Annotated in this window: 17 protein-coding genes; 4 read left to right on the top strand and 13 right to left on the bottom strand. The window is 65.7% G+C overall.

Annotation, left to right across the window (positions count from 1 at the left end; translation table 11 throughout):
• From uvrC to P1U75_RS15000, 13 genes are all read right to left on the bottom strand, one after another.
• On the bottom strand, positions 1-1,468 hold a 1,468-nt coding region (gene uvrC, locus P1U75_RS15060; protein ID WP_300244864.1), incomplete at its 3' end, for an excinuclease ABC subunit UvrC.
• Positions 1,469-1,758: 290 nt separating this feature from the next.
• Complete coding sequence (locus P1U75_RS15055; protein WP_300244863.1) at positions 1,759-2,538, bottom strand: SDR family oxidoreductase; 780 nt, start codon at positions 2,536-2,538, stop codon at positions 1,759-1,761.
• Between the two features lie 30 nt (positions 2,539-2,568).
• On the bottom strand, positions 2,569-3,531 hold the full coding sequence (locus tag P1U75_RS15050; protein WP_300244861.1) for a calcium/sodium antiporter: 963 nt from the start codon (positions 3,529-3,531) through the stop codon (positions 2,569-2,571).
• A gap of 171 nt (positions 3,532-3,702) precedes the next feature.
• Positions 3,703-4,500 carry a S49 family peptidase gene (locus P1U75_RS15045; protein WP_300244860.1) on the bottom strand — a complete coding sequence of 266 codons (798 nt, stop codon included), beginning with the start codon at positions 4,498-4,500 and terminating at the stop codon, positions 3,703-3,705.
• Positions 4,501-4,627: 127 nt separating this feature from the next.
• Positions 4,628-5,389, bottom strand: coding sequence for an ABC transporter permease (locus P1U75_RS15040; protein ID WP_300244858.1), 762 nt, complete (start codon positions 5,387-5,389; stop codon positions 4,628-4,630).
• Positions 5,386-6,315, bottom strand: coding sequence for an ABC transporter ATP-binding protein (locus P1U75_RS15035; protein WP_300244857.1), 930 nt, complete (start codon positions 6,313-6,315; stop codon positions 5,386-5,388). Before P1U75_RS15035 ends, P1U75_RS15040 begins: the two co-directional genes overlap by 4 nt.
• An 87-nt stretch (positions 6,316-6,402) precedes the next feature.
• Positions 6,403-6,933, bottom strand: a complete 531-nt coding sequence (locus P1U75_RS15030) for a CoxG family protein (protein ID WP_300244856.1) — start codon at positions 6,931-6,933, stop codon at positions 6,403-6,405.
• A gap of 118 nt (positions 6,934-7,051) precedes the next feature.
• A complete protein-coding gene (locus P1U75_RS15025) occupies positions 7,052-7,858 on the bottom strand; it encodes an ATP-binding cassette domain-containing protein (protein WP_300244855.1) in 807 nt (268 codons plus the stop codon).
• On the bottom strand, positions 7,851-8,717 hold the full coding sequence (locus P1U75_RS15020) for an ABC transporter ATP-binding protein (RefSeq protein WP_300244853.1): 867 nt from the start codon (positions 8,715-8,717) through the stop codon (positions 7,851-7,853). Before P1U75_RS15020 ends, P1U75_RS15025 begins: the two co-directional genes overlap by 8 nt.
• A complete protein-coding gene (locus P1U75_RS15015) occupies positions 8,714-9,565 on the bottom strand; it encodes an ABC transporter permease (protein WP_300244851.1) in 852 nt (283 codons plus the stop codon). Before P1U75_RS15015 ends, P1U75_RS15020 begins: the two co-directional genes overlap by 4 nt.
• On the bottom strand, positions 9,558-10,568 hold the full coding sequence (locus tag P1U75_RS15010; RefSeq protein WP_300244850.1) for an ABC transporter permease: 1,011 nt from the start codon (positions 10,566-10,568) through the stop codon (positions 9,558-9,560). Before P1U75_RS15010 ends, P1U75_RS15015 begins: the two co-directional genes overlap by 8 nt.
• A 70-nt stretch (positions 10,569-10,638) precedes the next feature.
• A complete protein-coding gene (locus P1U75_RS15005; protein ID WP_300244848.1) occupies positions 10,639-12,168 on the bottom strand; it encodes an ABC transporter substrate-binding protein in 1,530 nt (509 codons plus the stop codon).
• A gap of 48 nt (positions 12,169-12,216) precedes the next feature.
• The gene (locus P1U75_RS15000; RefSeq protein ID WP_300244847.1) at positions 12,217-13,788 is read right to left on the bottom strand and encodes an NAD(P)/FAD-dependent oxidoreductase; all 1,572 of its coding nucleotides are present in this window, start codon (positions 13,786-13,788) and stop codon (positions 12,217-12,219) included.
• Positions 13,789-13,900: 112 nt separating this feature from the next.
• On the opposite strand from P1U75_RS15000, the gene P1U75_RS14995 reads away from it, so the two are divergent.
• From P1U75_RS14995 to P1U75_RS14980, 4 genes are all read left to right on the top strand, one after another.
• Positions 13,901-14,692 carry a cyclase family protein gene (locus P1U75_RS14995; RefSeq protein WP_300244846.1) on the top strand — a complete coding sequence of 264 codons (792 nt, stop codon included), beginning with the start codon at positions 13,901-13,903 and terminating at the stop codon, positions 14,690-14,692.
• A gap of 3 nt (positions 14,693-14,695) precedes the next feature.
• Positions 14,696-16,264, top strand: a complete 1,569-nt coding sequence (locus P1U75_RS14990; RefSeq protein ID WP_300244845.1) for an NAD(P)/FAD-dependent oxidoreductase — start codon at positions 14,696-14,698, stop codon at positions 16,262-16,264.
• Positions 16,261-16,731 carry a MarR family transcriptional regulator gene (locus P1U75_RS14985; RefSeq protein ID WP_300244843.1) on the top strand — a complete coding sequence of 157 codons (471 nt, stop codon included), beginning with the start codon at positions 16,261-16,263 and terminating at the stop codon, positions 16,729-16,731. The genes P1U75_RS14990 and P1U75_RS14985 overlap by 4 nt, the downstream gene beginning before the upstream one ends.
• A gap of 9 nt (positions 16,732-16,740) precedes the next feature.
• Positions 16,741-18,411, top strand: a 1,671-nt coding sequence (locus P1U75_RS14980; RefSeq protein ID WP_300244842.1) for an indolepyruvate ferredoxin oxidoreductase subunit alpha, incomplete at its 3' end; no start/stop codon positions are given.

The raw sequence follows: 18,411 nt of genomic DNA, 5'->3' as shown, positions 1-18,411 counted from the left end.
CCTGCCCGGCGCCGCCGTCGATCAGCAGCAGATCGGGCCAGAGCCCCTTGTCGCGGTCGGGGTCCTCTTTCAGCAGGCGGGAAAAGCGGCGCGTCAGCACCTCTTTCATCATGCCGAAATCGTCGCCCGGGGTCAGGTCGTCGCCGCGGATGTTGAACTTGCGATAGCTGTTCTTCATGAACCCGTCCGGGCCGGCCACGATCATCCCGCCGACCGCGTTGGTGCCCTGGATGTGCGAGTTGTCGTAGACCTCGATCCGCTGCGGCGGAGCCTCAAGCCCGAAGGCCTCGGCCAGCCCCTGCAACAGCCTGGTCTGGGTGGCGCTTTCGGCCATGCGGCGGGCGAGGCTTTCGCGGGCGTTGCGCAGGGCGCCCGAGACCAGTTCGGCCTTTTCGCCGCGCTGGGGGACCAGGATCGCGACCTTGCGCCCGGCCTTGTGGCTCAGCGCCTCGGTCATCAGGTCGGCGTTCTCGATCGCATCCGACAGGATCAGCTGCCGCGGCGGTTCCTTGTTGTCGTAGAACTGGCCGAGAAAGGCCTCCATCGCCTCGGCCGGCGACACGTCGGCGCCGACGCGCGGATAGAAATCGCGGTTGCCCCAGTTCTGGTTGGCGCGGATGAAGAACACCTGCACGCAGGCCTGTCCGCCCTCCATATGCAGGGCGATCACGTCGGCCTCGGTCACGCCGCGCGGGTTGATGCCCTGCGCCGTCTGGACCGAGGTCAGCGCGCGGATGCGGTCGCGCAGGGCAGCGGCGCGTTCGAATTCCATCGCGTCCGAGGCCACCTGCATCTGTCCGGCCAGCTCCTCCTGCACCTTTGTCGAGCGGCCCGACAGGAAGCGTTCGGCATCGCGGACGCTGTCGGCGTAGGCCGCCTCGGAGATCTGGCCGGTGCAGGGGGCGCTGCAGCGCTTGATCTGGTAGAGCAGGCAGGGCCGCGTGCGGCTTTCGAACATCGGGTCGGAACAGTTGCGCAGCAGGAACGCCTTTTGCAGCTGGTTCAGGGTGCGGTTGACCGCGCCGGCGCTGGCGAAGGGGCCGAAATAGCTGCCCTTCTCCTTTTTGGCGCCGCGGTGCTTCTTGATCTGGGGAAAGGCGTGATCCTTGGCGACGAGGATATTGGGAAAGCTTTTGTCGTCGCGCAGCAGCACGTTGTACTTCGGCTTGAGCTGCTTGATCAGGTTCTGTTCCAGCAGCAGCGCCTCGGTCTCGGTGCGCGTGGTCAGGAACATCATTGAGGCGGTTTCGCGGATCATCCGGGCGATGCGCGGGGTGTGGCCGGTGGGCCGGGCATAGCTGGAGACACGGGCGCGCAGATTGCGCGCCTTGCCGACATAGAGCACCCGTACCTGGGCATCGAGCATTCGGTACACGCCCGGCGATCCGTCGAGCGTTTTAAGATAGGACTGGATACAGCCATGGCCGGTCAGGCGCGGCTGGTCGGCGGTGTCGGAGGGCTCGCTCATGTTACAGAATTATGATTCTCTACCCCAGGCTGCAATGCAACCAAGCCCCTTTCAAGGGAAAACAAATCCACCGAAGCTGTGGACAAGTTTGCAGATAACTTCAAGGCATCGGAGAAATTCCGTTGTTCCACGGGAGGTTCCTTGATTTGCCTAAATTTTAGGCATATCCGGAAGTTACTGAAAACACGTGGAATTTTAATCACATCTCGCCAAGTGAATGAAAATAAACAAGATTTTGTAACGCCTTAGTAACGCCGGTGTGATCGGTGCAAAACTTCGACCGCGACGGGTCATTCAACCCCGAGCACATCGGGGGTCTGCCATCCGAGGTGTTGACCGCCATCGACGCAGATCAACTGGCCAGTCACCGCAGGGGCATCGAGGAAATAGCCGAGCGCGGCGGTGATGTCCTCGGCATTGGCGCCGCGCCGGGATACCGTACTGGCCCGCTGCGCGGCGAAATGCGCCTCTGACTGGCGGTGCCCCCGAAGTGTGGGGCCGGGACCGATGGCGTTGACCCGGATCGCCGGGGCCAGCGCCTGGGCGGTGGTGCGCGTCATGGCCCAGAGCCCCATCTTGGCGATGGTATAGGTCATGAATTCCGGCGTCAGCTTGCGCACGCGCTGGTCGATCATGTTCACGACCAACCCGGTCGCCACCGGTTCGCCCACGCCATCCTGCGCCGGTTCCAGCCCCTGCGCCGCCATCGCCTGGGTCAGCACGAAAGGCGCGCGCAGATTGCTTTCCATATGCCTGTCCCAGCTTTCGCGGGTGGCGGTGGAAACCGTATCATGTTCGAAGATCGAGGCGTTGTTGACCAGGCAGGTGATCGGGCCGCCCAGCGCCTCGGCCGCGGCCGGAAAGAGCTCGGCGGTATGCGCCTCGTGCAGCAGGTCCGCGGGCAGGGTGACGGCACGACGGCCCAGAGCGCGGATCTCCGACGCCGTCTCCTCGGCAGCATCGCGCGATCGGGCGTAGTGGACCGCCACGTCATGACCGCGTCGCGCCAGGTAAAGCGCCATGGCCCGGCCCAGCCGCGTTCCGGCGCCCGTGATCAGACTGCGTGACATCGTTTGTCCCCCGATCTGCTGCGCGGCGGGTTACATCAGTACCGCGGCGATATAGGCGATATATAGCGCACTCAGGCCGAAGCCCCACAGCCGCGTGATGTCGCTGCGGAAGAAAACGAAAGGCACCAGCAGCAACGACGCACCCAGCATCACCCAAAGGTCGAACCGAAGGAACTCGGGATCGACCGGGATCGGCCCGAACAGGGTTGCGATGCCGATGATGGCGAGCAGGTTGAACATGTTCGACCCGATCACGTTGCCCAGTGCCACGTCGGCCTGACGGCGCAACGCCGCCATCACCGTGGTGGCCAGTTCCGGCAGCGAGGTGCCAAGAGCCACAAGCGTGAGCCCGATCGCCGTATCGCTGACCCCATAGGTCTGGGCGATGACCGTTGCGTTCTCGACCAGCAGATTGGCCCCCAGGGGCAGCCCGATCAGACCCAGCCCGGTATAGATGCCGATGCGCCAGAAGGGCATGTCCGGGTCGGCGTCTTCCAGCGCCTCGAGAAGGTCCTCGACCTCGATTTCCTTGGCCCCGTTGCGCCGATGGCTCAGGGCATCGCGCATCTGGTCCCACAGGACCAGCACCAGGACCGCCAGCAGCACCAGCCCGGCCCACAGGGTGAAGGTGCCCAGCATCGCCAGCGCGATGAACAGGACCGACGCCGCCAGCATGAAGACATAGGATTTCCGGCTGTCGCATTCGCTGGTGTGCATGCGGGCAAGGATCGCGGGGATGCCCAGCACCAGCAGGATATTGGCGGTGTTCGATCCCACCACATTGCCCAGCGCGATACCCGGCGCATTGTCGAGCACGGCGCGGATCGAGATCAGGAGTTCGGGCGCCGAGGTGCCGAAGGCCACGATGGTCAGGCTGACGATCAGCGCCGGCACCCCCAGCCGCAGGCTGAGGTTGACCGCGCCGCGCACCAGGGAATCGCCCGCCAGAAGAAGAATGACCAACCCCAGTCCCGACAACACCCAAGGCATCATGAACGCCGTCCCCCGTCACCGCAGTCGCAGGGCCCCTTGCCAATGCGGAAGCGGCCGCATCGCGGGCAGCGCGCCGACGAAATCTTGTCCTGCCCGGGAAAGCGCAGCTTTCCGAACATCGCAAGCACCGCCATCCCCACAAGGAAGAGAGAAACGATCTTGAAAATCACGTCAGAGGCCAAAACGCGCGAAAGCCGCGCGCTCCTCTATCCCGAACAGGGCGTCCTGCGCCATCTGCGCCCCGAAGCGCGACCAGAACGGCCGGCGCATCGCGTAGCGGCGGAACTTCACCTTCTTGCCGAAACGGTCCTGCATCTTGGGCTTCAGATGGCCGATCCCGTCGATCAGCCCCAGCGCCGTGGCCCGGCGGGCGGCCCAGATCTCGCCGGTGAAGAGATCGGACTCGCTGTTCAGCTTGCCGCCCCGGCGCGCCTTGACGTGGGCGATGAAATTCTCGTGCAGGTCTCCCAGGATGACCCTGAACCGCGCCACATCCTCGGGGTTCTCCGGGCGGAACGGGTCGAGCATGGATTTGGACTCGCCGGCGGTATAGACGCGCCGTTCGATCCCCTGCCGCGCCAGCAGCACATGCGCCCCGAACCCCGAGGAGATCACCCCGATCGAACCGAGGATCGAGCTGTCGTCGGCCCAGATTTCGTCCGCCGCCACCGCCAGCCAGTAGCCGCCGGAGGCCGCCAGATCCTCGACGAAGGCGAAGACCGGCACCTTGGTCTCTTCCGACAGGCGGCGCACGCGGGCGGCGATCAGCGAGGATTGCACCGGCGAGCCGCCGGGCGAATTGATCTCGAGCGCGACGGCGGCGGGCTTGCCCTTCCGGAACGCCTTTTCCAGGATCGGCGCCACCGCGGCATCGTTCAGGGTGCTGCGCCCGCCCGAACCGATCATGCCGGTCAGGCGAACCACGGAGACCAGCGGCGGGTTCTTGATAAAGGGAAAGCGCAGGTTCATGCCGCTCGATGTAGAATGCCGCCCGTGAACAAACAAGACACCGGGGACGCAGAAACACCGGCAGCGGGGATTTCACGCCACGTCCGCCGCCGGGCACCGCCGGGCGGGCGCGACGGTCGCGGGACGATCAGCTGCGCAACCGCCAGCCGGTCCGGAAGATCCACCAGATCACCGCCAGGCACAGGCAGGTGAATCCGCCGATCGCCAGCAGGCTCAGCCCCACCGGCACGTCCGAGGTGTCGAAGAACGCCCAGCGGAACCCCGAGATCAGATAGACCACCGGATTGAACAGGGTGATGGTCTGCCAGACCGGCGGCAGCATGGTGATCGAGTAGAAGGAGCCGCCGAGAAACACCAGCGGCGTCACGATCAGCAGCGGCACCAGCTGGAGCTGCTCGAAGTTCCGCGCCCAGATCCCGATGATGAATCCCATCAGCGCGAAACTGAGGCAGGTCAGGACCAGGAACAGGACCATCGCCAGGGGGTGCGCGATGCGCAGATCGACGAAGAACGCGGCGGTGCACAGGATCACCGTTCCGATGAACAGGGCCTTGCTCGCCGCCGCGCCGACATAGCCCAGGACGATCTCGAGGAAATTGACCGGGGCCGACAACAGCTCGTAGACGGTGCCGATGAACTTCGGGAAGTAGATCCCGAAGGAGGCGTTGGAGATCGCCTGGGTCATCACCGAGAGCATGATCAGCCCCGGCACGATGAAGGCGCCGTAGCTGATCCCCTCGACCTGGTCGATGCGGCTGCCGATGGCGGTGCCGAACACCACGAAATACAGCGAGGTGGACAGCACCGGCGACAGAAAGCTTTGCATCAGCGTGCGGAAGAACCGCGACATCTCGAAGCGATAGATCGCGGCAATGGCGCCCCAGTTCATGACCGGCCCTCCGATACCAGATCGACAAAGATCTCTTCCAGGCTGCTTTCGCGCGTCTTGACATCTCGCAGCACCAGACCGGCGGCCGCGACGTCGTTGAGCAGCCTGGTGATGCCGGTGCGCTCGGCGTGGGTGTCGTATTCGTAGACCAGCGTATCATTGTCCCCGGTCAGCACCAGGTCATGCGCCGCCAACGCCGGCGGGATCTTTCGGATCGGCGCGCTCAGCAGCACCTCGATCCGTTTCTTGCCCATCCGGGCCATCAGCCTTTTCTTGTCCTCGACCAGCAGCAGCTCGCCACCGCTGATCACCCCGACGCGGTCGGCGATCGCCTCGGCCTCTTCGATGTAATGGGTGGTCAGGATGATGGTCACGCCGTCGGCCTTCAACTCGGCCACCGTGTCCCACATGTCCTTGCGCAGTTCCACGTCGACCCCGGCGGTGGGCTCGTCGAGAAACAGCACGCGGGGCTCGTGCGCCAGCGCCTTTGCGATCAACACCCGGCGTTTCATGCCGCCCGACAGCTCCTTGACCGGCGCGTTGCGCTTGTCCCACAGCGAGAGCCGGCGCAGGATCCGCTCGATCAGGGCCTCGTCGCGCGGGTGTCCGAACAGGCCGCGGGAAAACCGGACCGTCCGGATCACCGTCTCGAAGGGTTCCAGCGCCACCTCCTGCGGTACCAGCCCGATCATCGACCGGGCGGCGCGGAACCCGCTGATGATGTCGTGACCGCCCACTGTGACGCTGCCCGATGTCGGCGTGGTGATACCGCAGATGGTGGAAATCAGGGTCGTCTTGCCGGCGCCGTTGGGCCCCAGCAGCGCGAGGATCTCGCCCTGCTCGATCTCGAGCGAGACCCCCTTGAGGGCCTCGAACCCGCCGTCATAGCGTTTGCGCAGATCGCGGATGGACAAGATGGTAGACATGGCTTTCCCCTTCGCACGGTATCTAATACCCGCCGCCGCGACAGAACAGCGCGCCCGCGCACATGGGGGTGCGCGGTTTTGCAGGGATCACTCGCGGCCGGTGACGCGCTTGAACCAGCCTTTCTTTTCGCCGGTCCCGGCCTCCTGGCTGCCCTCCTCCTCCGGGTCTTCGTCCTCCCCCTCGATCTGCGACTGGAGGTTCCGGAAAAACTGGTCGGCCATCTTCTTGGCAAACCCGTCGATCAACCGACTGCCCAGTTGCGCCAGCTTGCCGCCGACCTTGGCCTCGACCTCATAGGACAGCAGCGTCGCCCCCTCGCCCGCCGGCGCAAGCGTCACGGTCGCGCCGCCCTTGGCGAAACCGGCGGCCCCGCCCTTGCCCTCGCCCGCGATGGTCAGCTTTTCGTTCTCCACCAAGTCCGACATGGTGACCTGCCCCTTGAAGGTGGCCTTCACAGGGCCGACCTTCTGCGTCACCGTGGCGGTGTAGCCGTCCTGCGGGTTGCCCTCGACCTCCGAGGCGCCGGGCACGCAGGCCTTGAGCATCCCCGGGTCGAGAATGGCGGCATAGACGGTGGCCGGATCGGCCTTGATCTCGCGTTCGTCGCTCATGTGCATGGCGCTCAGTCTCCCTGTTTTTCTGGTTCCGGTGTAGCCGACAGCGCGAGGCGGGCCAAGCAAACTTGCTCGGCCCGCCTGCAGGAATCTTCGCCAGACCGGCCGCGAAGGGAACCGATCAGGCCCAGACCTGCTTCAGGTCGGGCAGCGGGATCGCGTCGAGCAACTCCCGCGTATAGGCGGCCTGCGGCGCCTCGAACAGCGCGGCGGTCTCGCGGTACTCCACCACCTCGCCCAGATGCAGCACCAGCGTGTGCCGGCACAGCCGCCGGATCACCGACAGGTCATGGCTGATGAAGGCCAGCGTCAGGCCCAGCTCGCGCACCAATTGCTCCAGCAGGTTCAGCACCTGCGCCTGGCTGGAGACATCGAGACCCGAGACGATTTCATCCGCCAGGATGAAATCCGGCTCGGTGGCGATGGCGCGTGCGATGCCCACCCTTTGCCGCTGCCCGCCCGACAACTCGTGCGGATACCGCTTGCGAAAGGCGCGCGGCAGGCCGACGTGATCCAGCGCCTGATCGACCCGCTGCGATACCCTGTCGAACCCCTGCAGCCGGAGCGGCCCGGCGATGATCGCCCCCACCGTGCGGCGCGGGTTCAGCGAGGACATCGGATCCTGAAAGATCATCTGGAACCGGCGCCTGAGCGGGCGCAGCGCATCCTCGCCCAGGTGGGTGATGTCCTGCCCCTCGAAGCGGATGGAGCCGCTGTCAGGCTCCAGCAGGCGGATCATCGCCCGGCCCAGCGTCGACTTGCCCGAGCCGGAGCCGCCGACAATGCCCACCACGTCGCCGCGCGGGATCGTCAACGAGATGCCCTTGAGGATCTCGATCCGGGGTGCCGGCCCGAGCAGCGGCTTGTGCGCCATGTCGGGAAACGACAGGTGCAGGTTCTCGATGTCGTAGATCGGTGTGTCAGACATGACCGTGCATCCTGTCAAAGGCTTCGATCTCGGCCCGGACGCCGTCGATCACCGCCTCCGGCACCGGGGTCAGGCTGGCGGCGGGATCGGTGTATTTCGGCGTCGCGGCAAGAAGCGCGGCGGAATAGGGATGCGCCGGCCGGGCAAAGAAATCCCCGATCCGGGTATCCTCCAGCACCTTGCCGCCATAGAGCACGGTCAGCGACTGGCAGATCTTGGACACCACGCCAAGGTCGTGGGTGACGAACAACAAGGCGGTGCCGTGCCGCGCCTGCATCTGCTTGATCAGCTTCAGGATCTGTTTTTGCACGGTCACGTCCAGCGCCGTGGTCGGTTCGTCCGCGATGATCAGCTTTGGCTCGGCGGCAAAGGCCGAGGCGATCAGGATGCGTTGGCGCATACCGCCCGACAGCTCGTGCGGATAGGCCCGCATCACGCGCTCGGGCTCGGGGATTTGCACCTCGTCCAGCAATTCCAGCGCGCGGGTCTGGGCATCGTGGCGGGTCCAGCCAAGGATATCCACCAGCCGGTCGGTGATCTGCGGCCCGACCCGGCGCGAGGGGTTCAGCGCGGTTAGCGGGTCCTGCGGGATCAGCGCCGCCTTGGCGCCGATCACCCGACGCCGGTCGCGCGGGCGCATCGCCTGCAGATCCTCGCCCTCCAGCACGATCCGCCCGGAGCTGATCTCGATCGCCGAGGGCAAGGTGCCCAGCACGGCCTTGCCGATCATGCTCTTGCCGGCGCCGCTCTCGCCCACCAGCCCGCGCACCTCGCCCGCCGCCACCGAAAGCGACACGTCGCGCAGGATCGGCGCCGGGCCGACCTCGGCATTCAGGTTCTCGATTGTCAGGAAACTCATCGCAGCACCGGATCGAAATGGTCCTTCAGCCCTTCGCCCAACTGGCTGAAGCTGAGGACGGTCAGGAACAGGGTGACCAGCGGGAACACCAGCACCCACCACGCCTGGTGGATCGACAGACGCCCCTCGGCGATCATGCTGCCCCAGGTCGGTTGATCGGTCGAGATCGACAGGTTCACGAAACTCAGGATCGCCTCGACGATCACCGCGATGCCCATTTCCAGCGTCAGCAGGACGACGATGGTAGGCAGCACGTTGGGCAGGATCTCGGCCAGCAAGATGCTGAACCGCTTGCGCCCGGCCACCTGGGCCGAGGCGACGTAATCCATTGCGCCCTGGCTCATCGCCTCGGCGCGGATGACGCGGGCAAAGCGGGTCCAGTCGATCACCACGATGGCGATGATGATGGAACTCAGACCAGTACCAAGAACCGCGATCAGCAGGATCGCGAAAAGCACCGGCGGAAACGCCATCCAGATATCGACAAGGCGCGAGATCACCATGTCGGGCCAGCCGCGGAAATAGCCCGCGATCAGCCCCAGGCCGGAGCCGATCAGACAGGTCAGCGTGCCCGCGATCAGCGCCACCCCCAGCGCGATCCGCGCGCCGTGGATGATCCGGCTGAGCACGTCACGGCCCAGCGAGTCCGAGCCCAGCGGAAAGGCCGCATCGGCGCCTGCCTCCCAGAACGGCGGCAGCCGCGCGCCGAAGAGATCCTGCGCCAGCGGGTCCTGCGGCGCGATCAGCGGCGCGAACACCGCCCCCAGCACCAGCAGGCCCAGCCATGTGGCCGACAGCCACAACCGCGCGCCGGCGCGGCGTTTTACCTGTGAACGTCCGTCAGCCATGTCGCAACCTCGGGTTCAGGGCCGCATAGGTCAGATCGACCACCAGGTTCACCACGGAAAAGATCAGCGCGAACAGGATCACGATGCCCTGGATCAGCGGCAGGTCGCGGTTGATCACCGCGTCGATCGCCATGTTGCCCAGCCCCTCGTAGGAGAACAGCCGCTCGATGATGACGGTGCCGCCGATCAGAAAGGTGAACTGCACCCCGATCAGGGTCAGCGTCGGCAGCACCGCGTTGGGCAGCGCCTCACGGGTGATGACGTGGTTCTCGCCATACCCTTTCGTGCGCGACAGGGTGACATAATCCAGATGCATGGTTTCCTTCAGCGATTGCTTGAGAAGCTGGGCGATGATCGCCGCCAGCGGGATCGCCAGCGCCAGCGCCGGCATGAACATATGCGCGACAAGATCGGCCCAGATGTCAAAGCGCAGCCGCAGCACGCTTTCGAACAGATAGAAATTGGTGACGAACGGCAGATCCAGCGACGGCGACACCCGCCCGGAGATATGGAACACCGGCCAGAGCACCCCGAACAGCAGGATCAGCACCAGCCCCCAGAGGAAATCGGGCACGCTGAGCGCCATGCCGTTGGCCACATCGATCGCGCCCTCGGATCTTGTGCCGCGCATCCGGGTGCCGGTCAGCGCCAGCGTGCCGCCGATCGCCACCGCGATCACCAGCGCCACCACCGATAGCTCCAGCGTCGCCGGCAGCCGCGACAGCACCAGCGCCAGCACCGGCTGACGGGTGGTGATCGAGGTGCCGAAATCGCCCTGCAGCACGCCGGAAAGCCAGATCACGAATTGTTCCGGGATGGTCTTGTCCAGCCCGTAAAGCGCCTTGAGCCGCGCGATGTCCTCTTCGCCGGCGCCGGGGGGCAGCATCATCGCGATCGGGTTTCCGGGCACGACGCGAATGACGAAGAACACGATGACGGCCACGCCGAAGAGCGTGATCGCCATGGTCAGCAATCGCAGCAGGATCCGTCTGATCAATGTCATGGAAATGGTTCCGAAAGCCGGAGGGCAGGAAGCGCCCGCCCTCCGGTCACTGGGGTTTGAAAGGCGCGGCTCAGGCGCGGGTCATCAGGTGCGGCAGCAGCGCGCCCGAGGCATGCGGCGTCACCTTGACACCCGGTGCATGCAGGATCGGCTGCACGTATTGCAGCAGCGGCAGCACCAGCGCGTTGTCGGCGATATAGCGGCTGACGCCCTTCCACCCTTCGATGCGCTTGGCCTCGTCCGCCTCGCCCCAGAGCGGGTTGATCATGTCGATCAGGTCCTGCCCGTCCCAGACCGAGTGCGGCGAGGGGCCGTACATGGCGAAGCCGGTCGAGGTGGTCGGATCGCCCACCGAGTTGCCCCAGTTGTAGAAGGCGGCCGGGGCAAGCTGGTCGGCCGCGCGCAGCTCGTAATGCTTGGCGATCTCGTAGACCTCGATCTCGGCCTCGATGCCGACCCGGCGCCACAGCCCGACGATGGCCTGGATGATCTCGTAATCCTTGGGCTTGAAACCGCGGGTGGTCTGGATGGTGAACTTGACCGGGTTGTCGGTGGAATAGCCCGATTCCGCCAGCAGCGCCTTGGCCCCTTCGGGATCGTAGGGTGTCTTGATGGAGGGATCGTAGGCGTCGTATTCCGGCGTCTCCAGCGTGTCGATCGGCACGCCGTAACCCGACAGCAGACGGTCGACGATGGCCTGCTTGTCCACCGCCATGACGGCGGCCTTGCGCACGTTCGGGTCGGTCATCACCTCGATATCGTTGAAGAAGATCATCCCGATATCCGAGATCGGCGCCGCCACCCCTTCCAGCTTGCCGGCCTTGAGGCGGTCAAACTCCTCATAGGGCATTTCCAGCGTGACATGGGCATTGCCAGATTCCACCTCGGCGACGCGGGCGGCGGCGTCGGTGACGAACTTGATGGTCACGGATTTGAACTCCGGCGCGCCGCCCCAGTAATTCTCGTTCGCCTTCAGGCGGACATAGGCGTTGCGCTCGTATTTCTCGACCATGTAGGGGCCGGTGCCGATCGGGGCGGCCTCAAAGCCGTCGGCGCCGACCTTTTCGTAATAGGCCTTGGGCAGCACGTAGCCGGTGAGGAAGTACATCCACTTGAAGATCGTCGGGTCGAACTGTTTCACGTCGGCGATGACGCGGTTGCCCTCGACCCGATGGTTTTCCAGCGTGCCCCAGACGAACTGGATCGGGCTGCCGGTCTCGGGGCTGGCGACGCGGGCCAGGCTCCAGGCCACGTCCTCGGCGGTAAAGTCCGAACCGTCATGCCATTTCACGCCTTCGCGCACGTCCATCCAGACCTGGCTGTGGTCGTCGTTCCAGCCCCAGTCGGTCAGCAGGCCGGGCGCCGGCGACAGGTCGGGCTGTTGCAGGATGAACTGGTCGAACACCGACTGGTAGATGCCCTGGATCGTCGGATTGACCGCTGAGGCGCCGACGGTGGGGTCCCAGCTGGGCAGGTTGACGTTATAGGCGATCACCAGGTCGTCGATCCCCTGTGCCCAGGAAAATGTCGGCGCCGCGGCGGCCAGCGTGGCGGCGGCGGCGGTGCTCTTGAGCAGGCTGCGTCTTGTGAGTTTGGTCATGTTGTTCCCCTGTTGGTTTTGGGTGGTTTCGGCTGTTTTTTGTACGTTTTATTTCCCGGCCAGTTTCCGGCCGAGTTGATGGCCCGGCCCGGCGCCCGTCCCCGCCCCGGGCCAGACGGCTGCCCCGGTGTGGTAAAGGCCCCGGATCGGGGTGGTTCCATCGGCGTATCCGCGCGCCGGACGGAACAGGAAATGCTGGCTGATGTGGTGGCTGCCGCAAACCTGGTCGCCACCGACGAGGTTGGGATTGTCGGCCTCCAGCTCGGCGGGCGTGACGACCCGCTGGCCGAGGATCTTGGCGCGGGTGCCGGGGGCGTAGCGCTCCAGCAGGTTCAGCGCGCGTTCGGCAAAGGGCCCGGCGGCCCCGGACCAGTCGGTCGCGGTGATCTCGCCGCCGGCATCGCCGCGGATCTCGCCCGGAGCCATGCGCACCTGCATCCAGAGCGTGTGCATTCCCTCGGGCGCGCGGGAGGGATCGACCACGGTGGGTTGGCCGACCACGATCACCGGCTCGTCGGGCAGCAACCCAGCGACGGCCTGGACATAGGTGCGCGCCATCTGGTCAAGCGAAGGTGCGATATGCACATAGGCGAATTCGCGCAGCTCGGCCCCGGCGGTCCAGTCCGGCAGGTCGGTAAGCGCCAGGTGGATCATCATGGTTCCGGGCGCATGGCGGAATTTCCGCATCGCGGTGTCATAGCCCGCGTTGCCGCTGCCGCCGGTCAGCCGCTCCATCGCCCCGGGCGCCACGTTGGCGATGACCGCGCGATTGGCGATGATGGTTTCGCCGCCCGCGATCACGCCGGTCGCCTTGCCGTTCGCATGCAGAATGGTCTCGACCGGGGTGCCGCACAGGATACGTCCGCCGCGCGCCTCGATCGCGCCTTGAAGCGCGGTGATGACGGTGGCCGCCCCGCCCTTGCCCAGCGCCATGCCGAAGGCCTGATTCGCCATCGCCTCGAGATAGGGAAAAAGCGCCCCTCCGGCGATGTCGGGGGCGAAATCCAGGTGCATGCCCCAGGCCGCCAGCGTCGCCCGCAGCCTGGGCGATTCGAAAGTTTCCTCGAGCCAGGCCCGCGGCGAGGCGGCGAGGAAGCGCGCCAGGTCCAGGGTTCCGCCCGCCCCTTTCCGGCGCAGGGCCTTCCAACCAATAGATGCCAATGCATGTAATTTCATGGGAGAGCCGAGAAGACCGAACAGATGCTCGGCCTCGGCCGGGAAGGCGCCTGACAGCGCGTCCCAGGTTTGCGCGTCGCGCTCTGACAGGGCTGCGATGCGGGCCCGGTTGGCGGCGGCATCTGTGCCAATTCCCATCCATGTTCCGTCCGGAAAGACGCTGGAAAAACAGTTGCTTGCCGGGGCGAACTCCAACCCGTGGCGGATCAACTCCTCGCTGTTTTCCTGGAAATGCGGTGAGCCCGCAAAAAGCGAGAGGTTCATCGCCGCCCAGTCATGGGCGAACCCTTCTATCGTATAGGCCCCGGTACGCACGGCGCCGCCGGGTTCGTCCGCCTGTTCCAGCACGATCACCGACCAGCCACGCTTGCAAAGGTGGTGCGCGCAAACCAGCGAATTGACGCCGCTGCCTATGATGACCGCATCCGCGGATAACTGTGACAATCCGTACTCCCCGTTCTTGCCAATATATTTGCAAAAGCATTTAATCCTGTCTAGCATTGATTCACAGCGACGCGCCACGACGGGGCGCCAAAACACCTAGGGAGCAAAAAAGATGAGCGCATCGAACACATTGCAGAGCCTGGGGGCGATGATCGCCTCGGGCGGGATAGACGTGGTGGATTGTACCGGGGTGCTGGGACCGGACACGCCGATCCTGCAACTGCCGCCGGATTTCGCCAAGAACACCCCCAAGGTCGAGATCCACAAGATCAGCGAATACGACGAGGACGGCCCGTTCTTTGCCTGGAACTGGCTGGTTCTGGGCGAACACACCGGCACCCATTTCGACGCACCGCATCATTGGATCACCGGCCGCGACAACCCCGAGGGCTATACCGACACGCTCGACGTGCAGCGCCTGATCGCGCCGGTCAACGTGCTGGACTTCTCCAAGGAATCCGCCGCTGACGCCGACTTTCTTCTGACCATCGACCACGTCAAGGCCTGGGAGGCCGAGCATGGCGAGATCAACGTCGGCGAATGGGTGGTCATGCGCAGCGACTGGGACCAGTACGGCGAGGACGAGGACAAGTTCCTGAATGCCGATGAGAACGGCCCGCACACACCCGGGCCGACCGCCGAGGTGATCCAGTACCTGATCGACAAGGGCATCGTCGGCTGGGGCAGCCAGTGCATCGGCACCGACGCGGGCCTGGCCGGCGGGATGGAGCCGCCGTTCCCGGCGCATAACCTGCTGCATGCCAACAACCGCTTTGGCCTGGCCTCGCTGGCCAACCTGGACAAGCTGCCGGCCAAGGGCGCGATCCTGATCGTCGCCCCGCTGAAGATCCAGAAGGGCACCGGCAGCCCGATCCGCGCGCTGGCGCTGGCACCGAAGGGCTGAGCCATGGCAACGGTCGATCACGTCATCATCGGCACCGGGATCAATGCCCTGGTTGCCGGGGCGCTTCTGGCGCGGAAGGGAAGGAAGGTCGTGCTGCTGGAGCGGGAGGATCGCGCCGGCGGCTGCATGATGACCGCCGAGGCGACGCTGCCCGGCTTCCACCATGACGTGATGGCCACCACCTTCGTGCTGTTCCTGACCTCGCCCGCCTATGCGGAGTTGGCCGAGGACCTGGGGCGGCACGGGCTGGAGTTCTGTCACACCGCCCATCCGACCGCCGTGTTGCGGCCGGGCGGGCGGGCCACCGTCCTGGGCATGGACCGGGCCGCCAACGTGGCCGCCTTCAACGCGCTGGCGGCGGGCGACGGCGACCGTCATGCGGCCGATGTGGGTGGCATCGAGGCCGACGCGCCGTTTCTCTTTGCGCTGCTGGGCGGCGATCTGTGGTCGCGCGGCACCGTGAAACTGCTGGCCGGTCAGGCGTGGAGGCGCGGGCTCAACGGGTTGAAAAGCTGGATCGGCGAGGCGCTGGTTCCGGCGCGCGGCTGGCTTGAGACCGCTTATCAAAGCGAGGATATCCAGGCGCTCTGGGTGCCTTGGGTCCTGCATTGCGGACTGACGCCAGAATCCACCTATTCCGGCCAGATGGCCAAGGTGGTGGCCTTTGCGCTGGAGGCCGCCGGCGCGCCGGTGGTCAAGGGCGGATCGGCCCGCGCCGTCGAGGCGTTTCGCGGTCTGATCGAGGAGAAAGGCGGCGAGATCCGCACCGGTGTCGATGTCGACCGCATCCTGGTCGACGGTGGCCGCGCCGTGGGCGTCGAGACCGCTGGCGGCGAGCGGATCATGGCGGGCAACGTGCTGGCCTCGGTCGCGCCGGGGCAGTTGGTCAACCGGCTGCTGCGCGATCATGCGCGCCCCGAGGAGCAGGCGGGCGCGCGCGCCTATCGGCACGGGCGCGGCAACTTCCAGATGCATTTCGCGCTGGACCGCCCGCCCGAGTGGCTGACCGAGGGGATGGACGACGTGGCGCTGATCCACCTGTCCGACGGCATCGACGCGGTGTCGAAATCGGCCAATGAGGCCGAGCGCGGGATGATCCCGGAGACGCCGACGATCTGTGTCGGCCAGCCGCACCGGCTGGATCCGACCCGTTGCCCCGATGGCAAGGCGATCCTGTGGTTGCAGATCCCCGACGCGCCGCGCGTGATCACGGGCGATGCGGCGGGCGAGATCGAGACCGATGGCAGCTGGGACGAGGCCACGCGCGAGGCATTTGCCGACCGGATCGAGGCGATCCTGGCGCGGCACATCAAGGATTTCGACCAGATCAAGCTGGCGCGCCGGGCCTATTCCCCCGCCGATCTGGAGGCGATGAACGTGAACCTCGTCGGCGGCGATCCCTACGGCGGGCAATGCGGCATCGACCAGTTTTTCGTGTTCCGCCCGTTCCCGTGGTCGCGCAATGGCAGCACGCCGGTGAAGGGGCTGCATCACATCGGCGCCTCGACCCACCCCGGGCCGGGGCTGGGTGGCGGCTCGGGCTTCAACGCGGCCAAGAGGCTGGGCGGATGACGGACGAGGTGACCGCACCGCGCCGGCTGGGCGAGATCGGGCTGAACAATTTCCCGCCCTACCTGATGAACCGCATCATGGGCCGCTACAACGCCAGCCTGCGAGAGGACATGGCCCACCAGGGCATGACCACGCCCAAGATGCGCTCGCTCGCGGTGCTGTCGGTGGTGGACGGCATCCTGATCCGCGAGTTGGCGGTCTATGCCGTGGTCGAGCAATCGACGCTGAGCCGCGCGCTCGACGGGCTGGCCGCCGATGGGCTGATCCGGCGCGAGACCGACCGCGAGGACAGCCGCGCGACCCGCGTCTTCATCACCGAGCAGGGCCGCGCCGCCTTCGAGCGGCACTGGCCCGCGATGGCGGCCGCCCATGACCAGATGTTCCACGACATCCCGCCGGCCGAACAACAGGCCTTTCTGGCGACACTGCACAAGATCCTGCGTAATGTGCGCAGGAACGAATTCTGAGGACGAGACATGGCCGAGAGATCCTTCAAGAAGGAAGTCGAACACCTGCGCAAGGGCGAGGGCGAGACCTTTACCGGCGAGGGCATCCTGGCGATCACCAAGGCGCTGCTGGAAAACGGGGTCGGCTATGTCGGCGGCTACCAGGGGGCACCGATCAGCCACCTGATGGACGTGCTGGCCGATGCCGAGGAACTGCTGGGCGAACTTGGCGTGCGGTTCGAGGCCAATGCCTCGGAGGCCGCCGCCGCCGCCATGCTGGCGGCCTCGGTGCATTACCCGATCCGGGGCGCGGTCACCTTCAAGGGGCCGGTGGGGGTCAACGTCGCATCCGACGCGCTGGCCAACCTGGCCTCATCCGGGGTCAACGGCGGCGCGTTGATCATCGTCGGCGAGGATTACGGCGAAGGCTCGTCGATCATGCAGGAGCGCAGCCACCCTTTCGCGATGAAGTCACAGATCTGGCTGCTGGACCCGCGCCCCAGCCTGCCGTCGATCGTCAAGGCGGTGGGCGACGGCTTCGCGCTGAGCGAGGCGTCGAACACCCCGGTCATGATGACCGTGCGCATCCGCTCGTGCCATGTGACCGGCAGTTTCGAGTGCAGCGACAACGTCGCCCCGACCCTGACGGTCAAGGATGCGCTGTCCGCACCGAAAAAGGATTTCAACCGCGTGGTGCTGCCACCGGCGGCTTTCGTGCATGAGCAGGACAAGATCGACAACCGCTGGCCGGCCGCCGAGAAATACATCACCGAACACAAGCTGAACGAGATGTTCGGGCCAAGCGAGGCCAAGATCGGCTTGGTCTGCCAGGGCGGCATGTACAACGGCGCGATCCGGGCGTTGCAACGTCTTGGGCTGGCGGACATCTATGGCAACTCCGACATCCCGGTCTATTGCCTCAACGTGACCTATCCGCTGGTCAGCGACGAGTTCGCCGAATTTGCCGAGGGCAAGGACGCCGTTCTGGTCATCGAGGAGGGCCAGCCCGAGTTCATCGAACAGACGCTCTCCACCTTCATCCTGCGCAAGGGGTTGAAGGTGCAGCTGCATGGCAAGGACATGCTGCCGATGGCGGGCGAATATACCGGCAAGGTGATGCTGGACGGGATCACCGCGTTTCTGAAGGAACACGGGCCCGATCTGCTGCCGGGGCAGGCCCGCGCCCCGAACCAGCCCGCGCCGGCGATCCCCGACCTGTCGAAAACCGTGCCGACCCGGCCGCCGGGGTTCTGCACCGGCTGCCCGGAGCGGCCGATCTTTGCCGCGATGAAACTGGTGCAGGAAGAGCTGGGCGAGCACCAGATCACCGGCGATATCGGCTGCCACCTGTTCGCCTGCCTGCCCCCCTTCGAGGTTGGCGGCTCCACCATGGGCTATGGGCTTGGCCCGGCCTCCAACGCCGCCTTTGACGGCGGCGGGGAAAAGCGCGCCATCTCGATCCTGGGTGACGGCGGGTTCTGGCACAATGGTCTGTCGTCCTCGATCGGCAACATGGTGTTTAACAAATCCGACAGCGTGGCAGTGATCGTCGACAACTATTATTCCGCCGCCACCGGCGGACAGGACGTGCTGTCTTCGCGCGCCGACAACCCGACCAAGGCGACGCAGAACTCGATCTCGGACGCGGTCAAGGGGATCGGCGTCAAATGGGTCCGCCAGATCGACCGCACCTATGACGTG

It is taken from the genome of Antarcticimicrobium sp. (assembly GCF_029212575.1).
Taxonomy (GTDB): Bacteria; Pseudomonadota; Alphaproteobacteria; order Rhodobacterales; family Rhodobacteraceae; genus Antarcticimicrobium.
This window is presented reverse-complemented; position numbering and strand designations above follow the sequence as displayed.

Excerpts from the sequence above, each read along its gene's own strand:
- P1U75_RS15055 (WP_300244863.1), bottom strand. The coding sequence starts at position 2,538 with ATGTCACGCAGTCTGATCACGGGCGCCGGAACGCGGCTGGGCCGGGCC.
- P1U75_RS15050 (WP_300244861.1), bottom strand. The coding sequence starts at position 3,531 with ATGATGCCTTGGGTGTTGTCGGGACTGGGGTTGGTCATTCTTCTTCTG.
- P1U75_RS15045 (WP_300244860.1), bottom strand. The coding sequence starts at position 4,500 with ATGAACCTGCGCTTTCCCTTTATCAAGAACCCGCCGCTGGTCTCCGTG.
- P1U75_RS15040 (WP_300244858.1), bottom strand. The coding sequence starts at position 5,389 with ATGAACTGGGGCGCCATTGCCGCGATCTATCGCTTCGAGATGTCGCGG.
- P1U75_RS15035 (WP_300244857.1), bottom strand. The coding sequence starts at position 6,315 with ATGTCTACCATCTTGTCCATCCGCGATCTGCGCAAACGCTATGACGGC.
- P1U75_RS15030 (WP_300244856.1), bottom strand. The coding sequence starts at position 6,933 with ATGCACATGAGCGACGAACGCGAGATCAAGGCCGATCCGGCCACCGTC.
- P1U75_RS15025 (WP_300244855.1), bottom strand. The coding sequence starts at position 7,858 with ATGTCTGACACACCGATCTACGACATCGAGAACCTGCACCTGTCGTTT.
- P1U75_RS15020 (WP_300244853.1), bottom strand. The coding sequence starts at position 8,717 with ATGAGTTTCCTGACAATCGAGAACCTGAATGCCGAGGTCGGCCCGGCG.
- P1U75_RS15015 (WP_300244851.1), bottom strand. The coding sequence starts at position 9,565 with ATGGCTGACGGACGTTCACAGGTAAAACGCCGCGCCGGCGCGCGGTTG.
- P1U75_RS15010 (WP_300244850.1), bottom strand. The coding sequence starts at position 10,568 with ATGACATTGATCAGACGGATCCTGCTGCGATTGCTGACCATGGCGATC.
- P1U75_RS15005 (WP_300244848.1), bottom strand. The coding sequence starts at position 12,168 with ATGACCAAACTCACAAGACGCAGCCTGCTCAAGAGCACCGCCGCCGCC.
- P1U75_RS14995 (WP_300244846.1), top strand. The coding sequence starts at position 13,901 with ATGAGCGCATCGAACACATTGCAGAGCCTGGGGGCGATGATCGCCTCG.
- P1U75_RS14990 (WP_300244845.1), top strand. The coding sequence starts at position 14,696 with ATGGCAACGGTCGATCACGTCATCATCGGCACCGGGATCAATGCCCTG.
- P1U75_RS14985 (WP_300244843.1), top strand. The coding sequence starts at position 16,261 with ATGACGGACGAGGTGACCGCACCGCGCCGGCTGGGCGAGATCGGGCTG.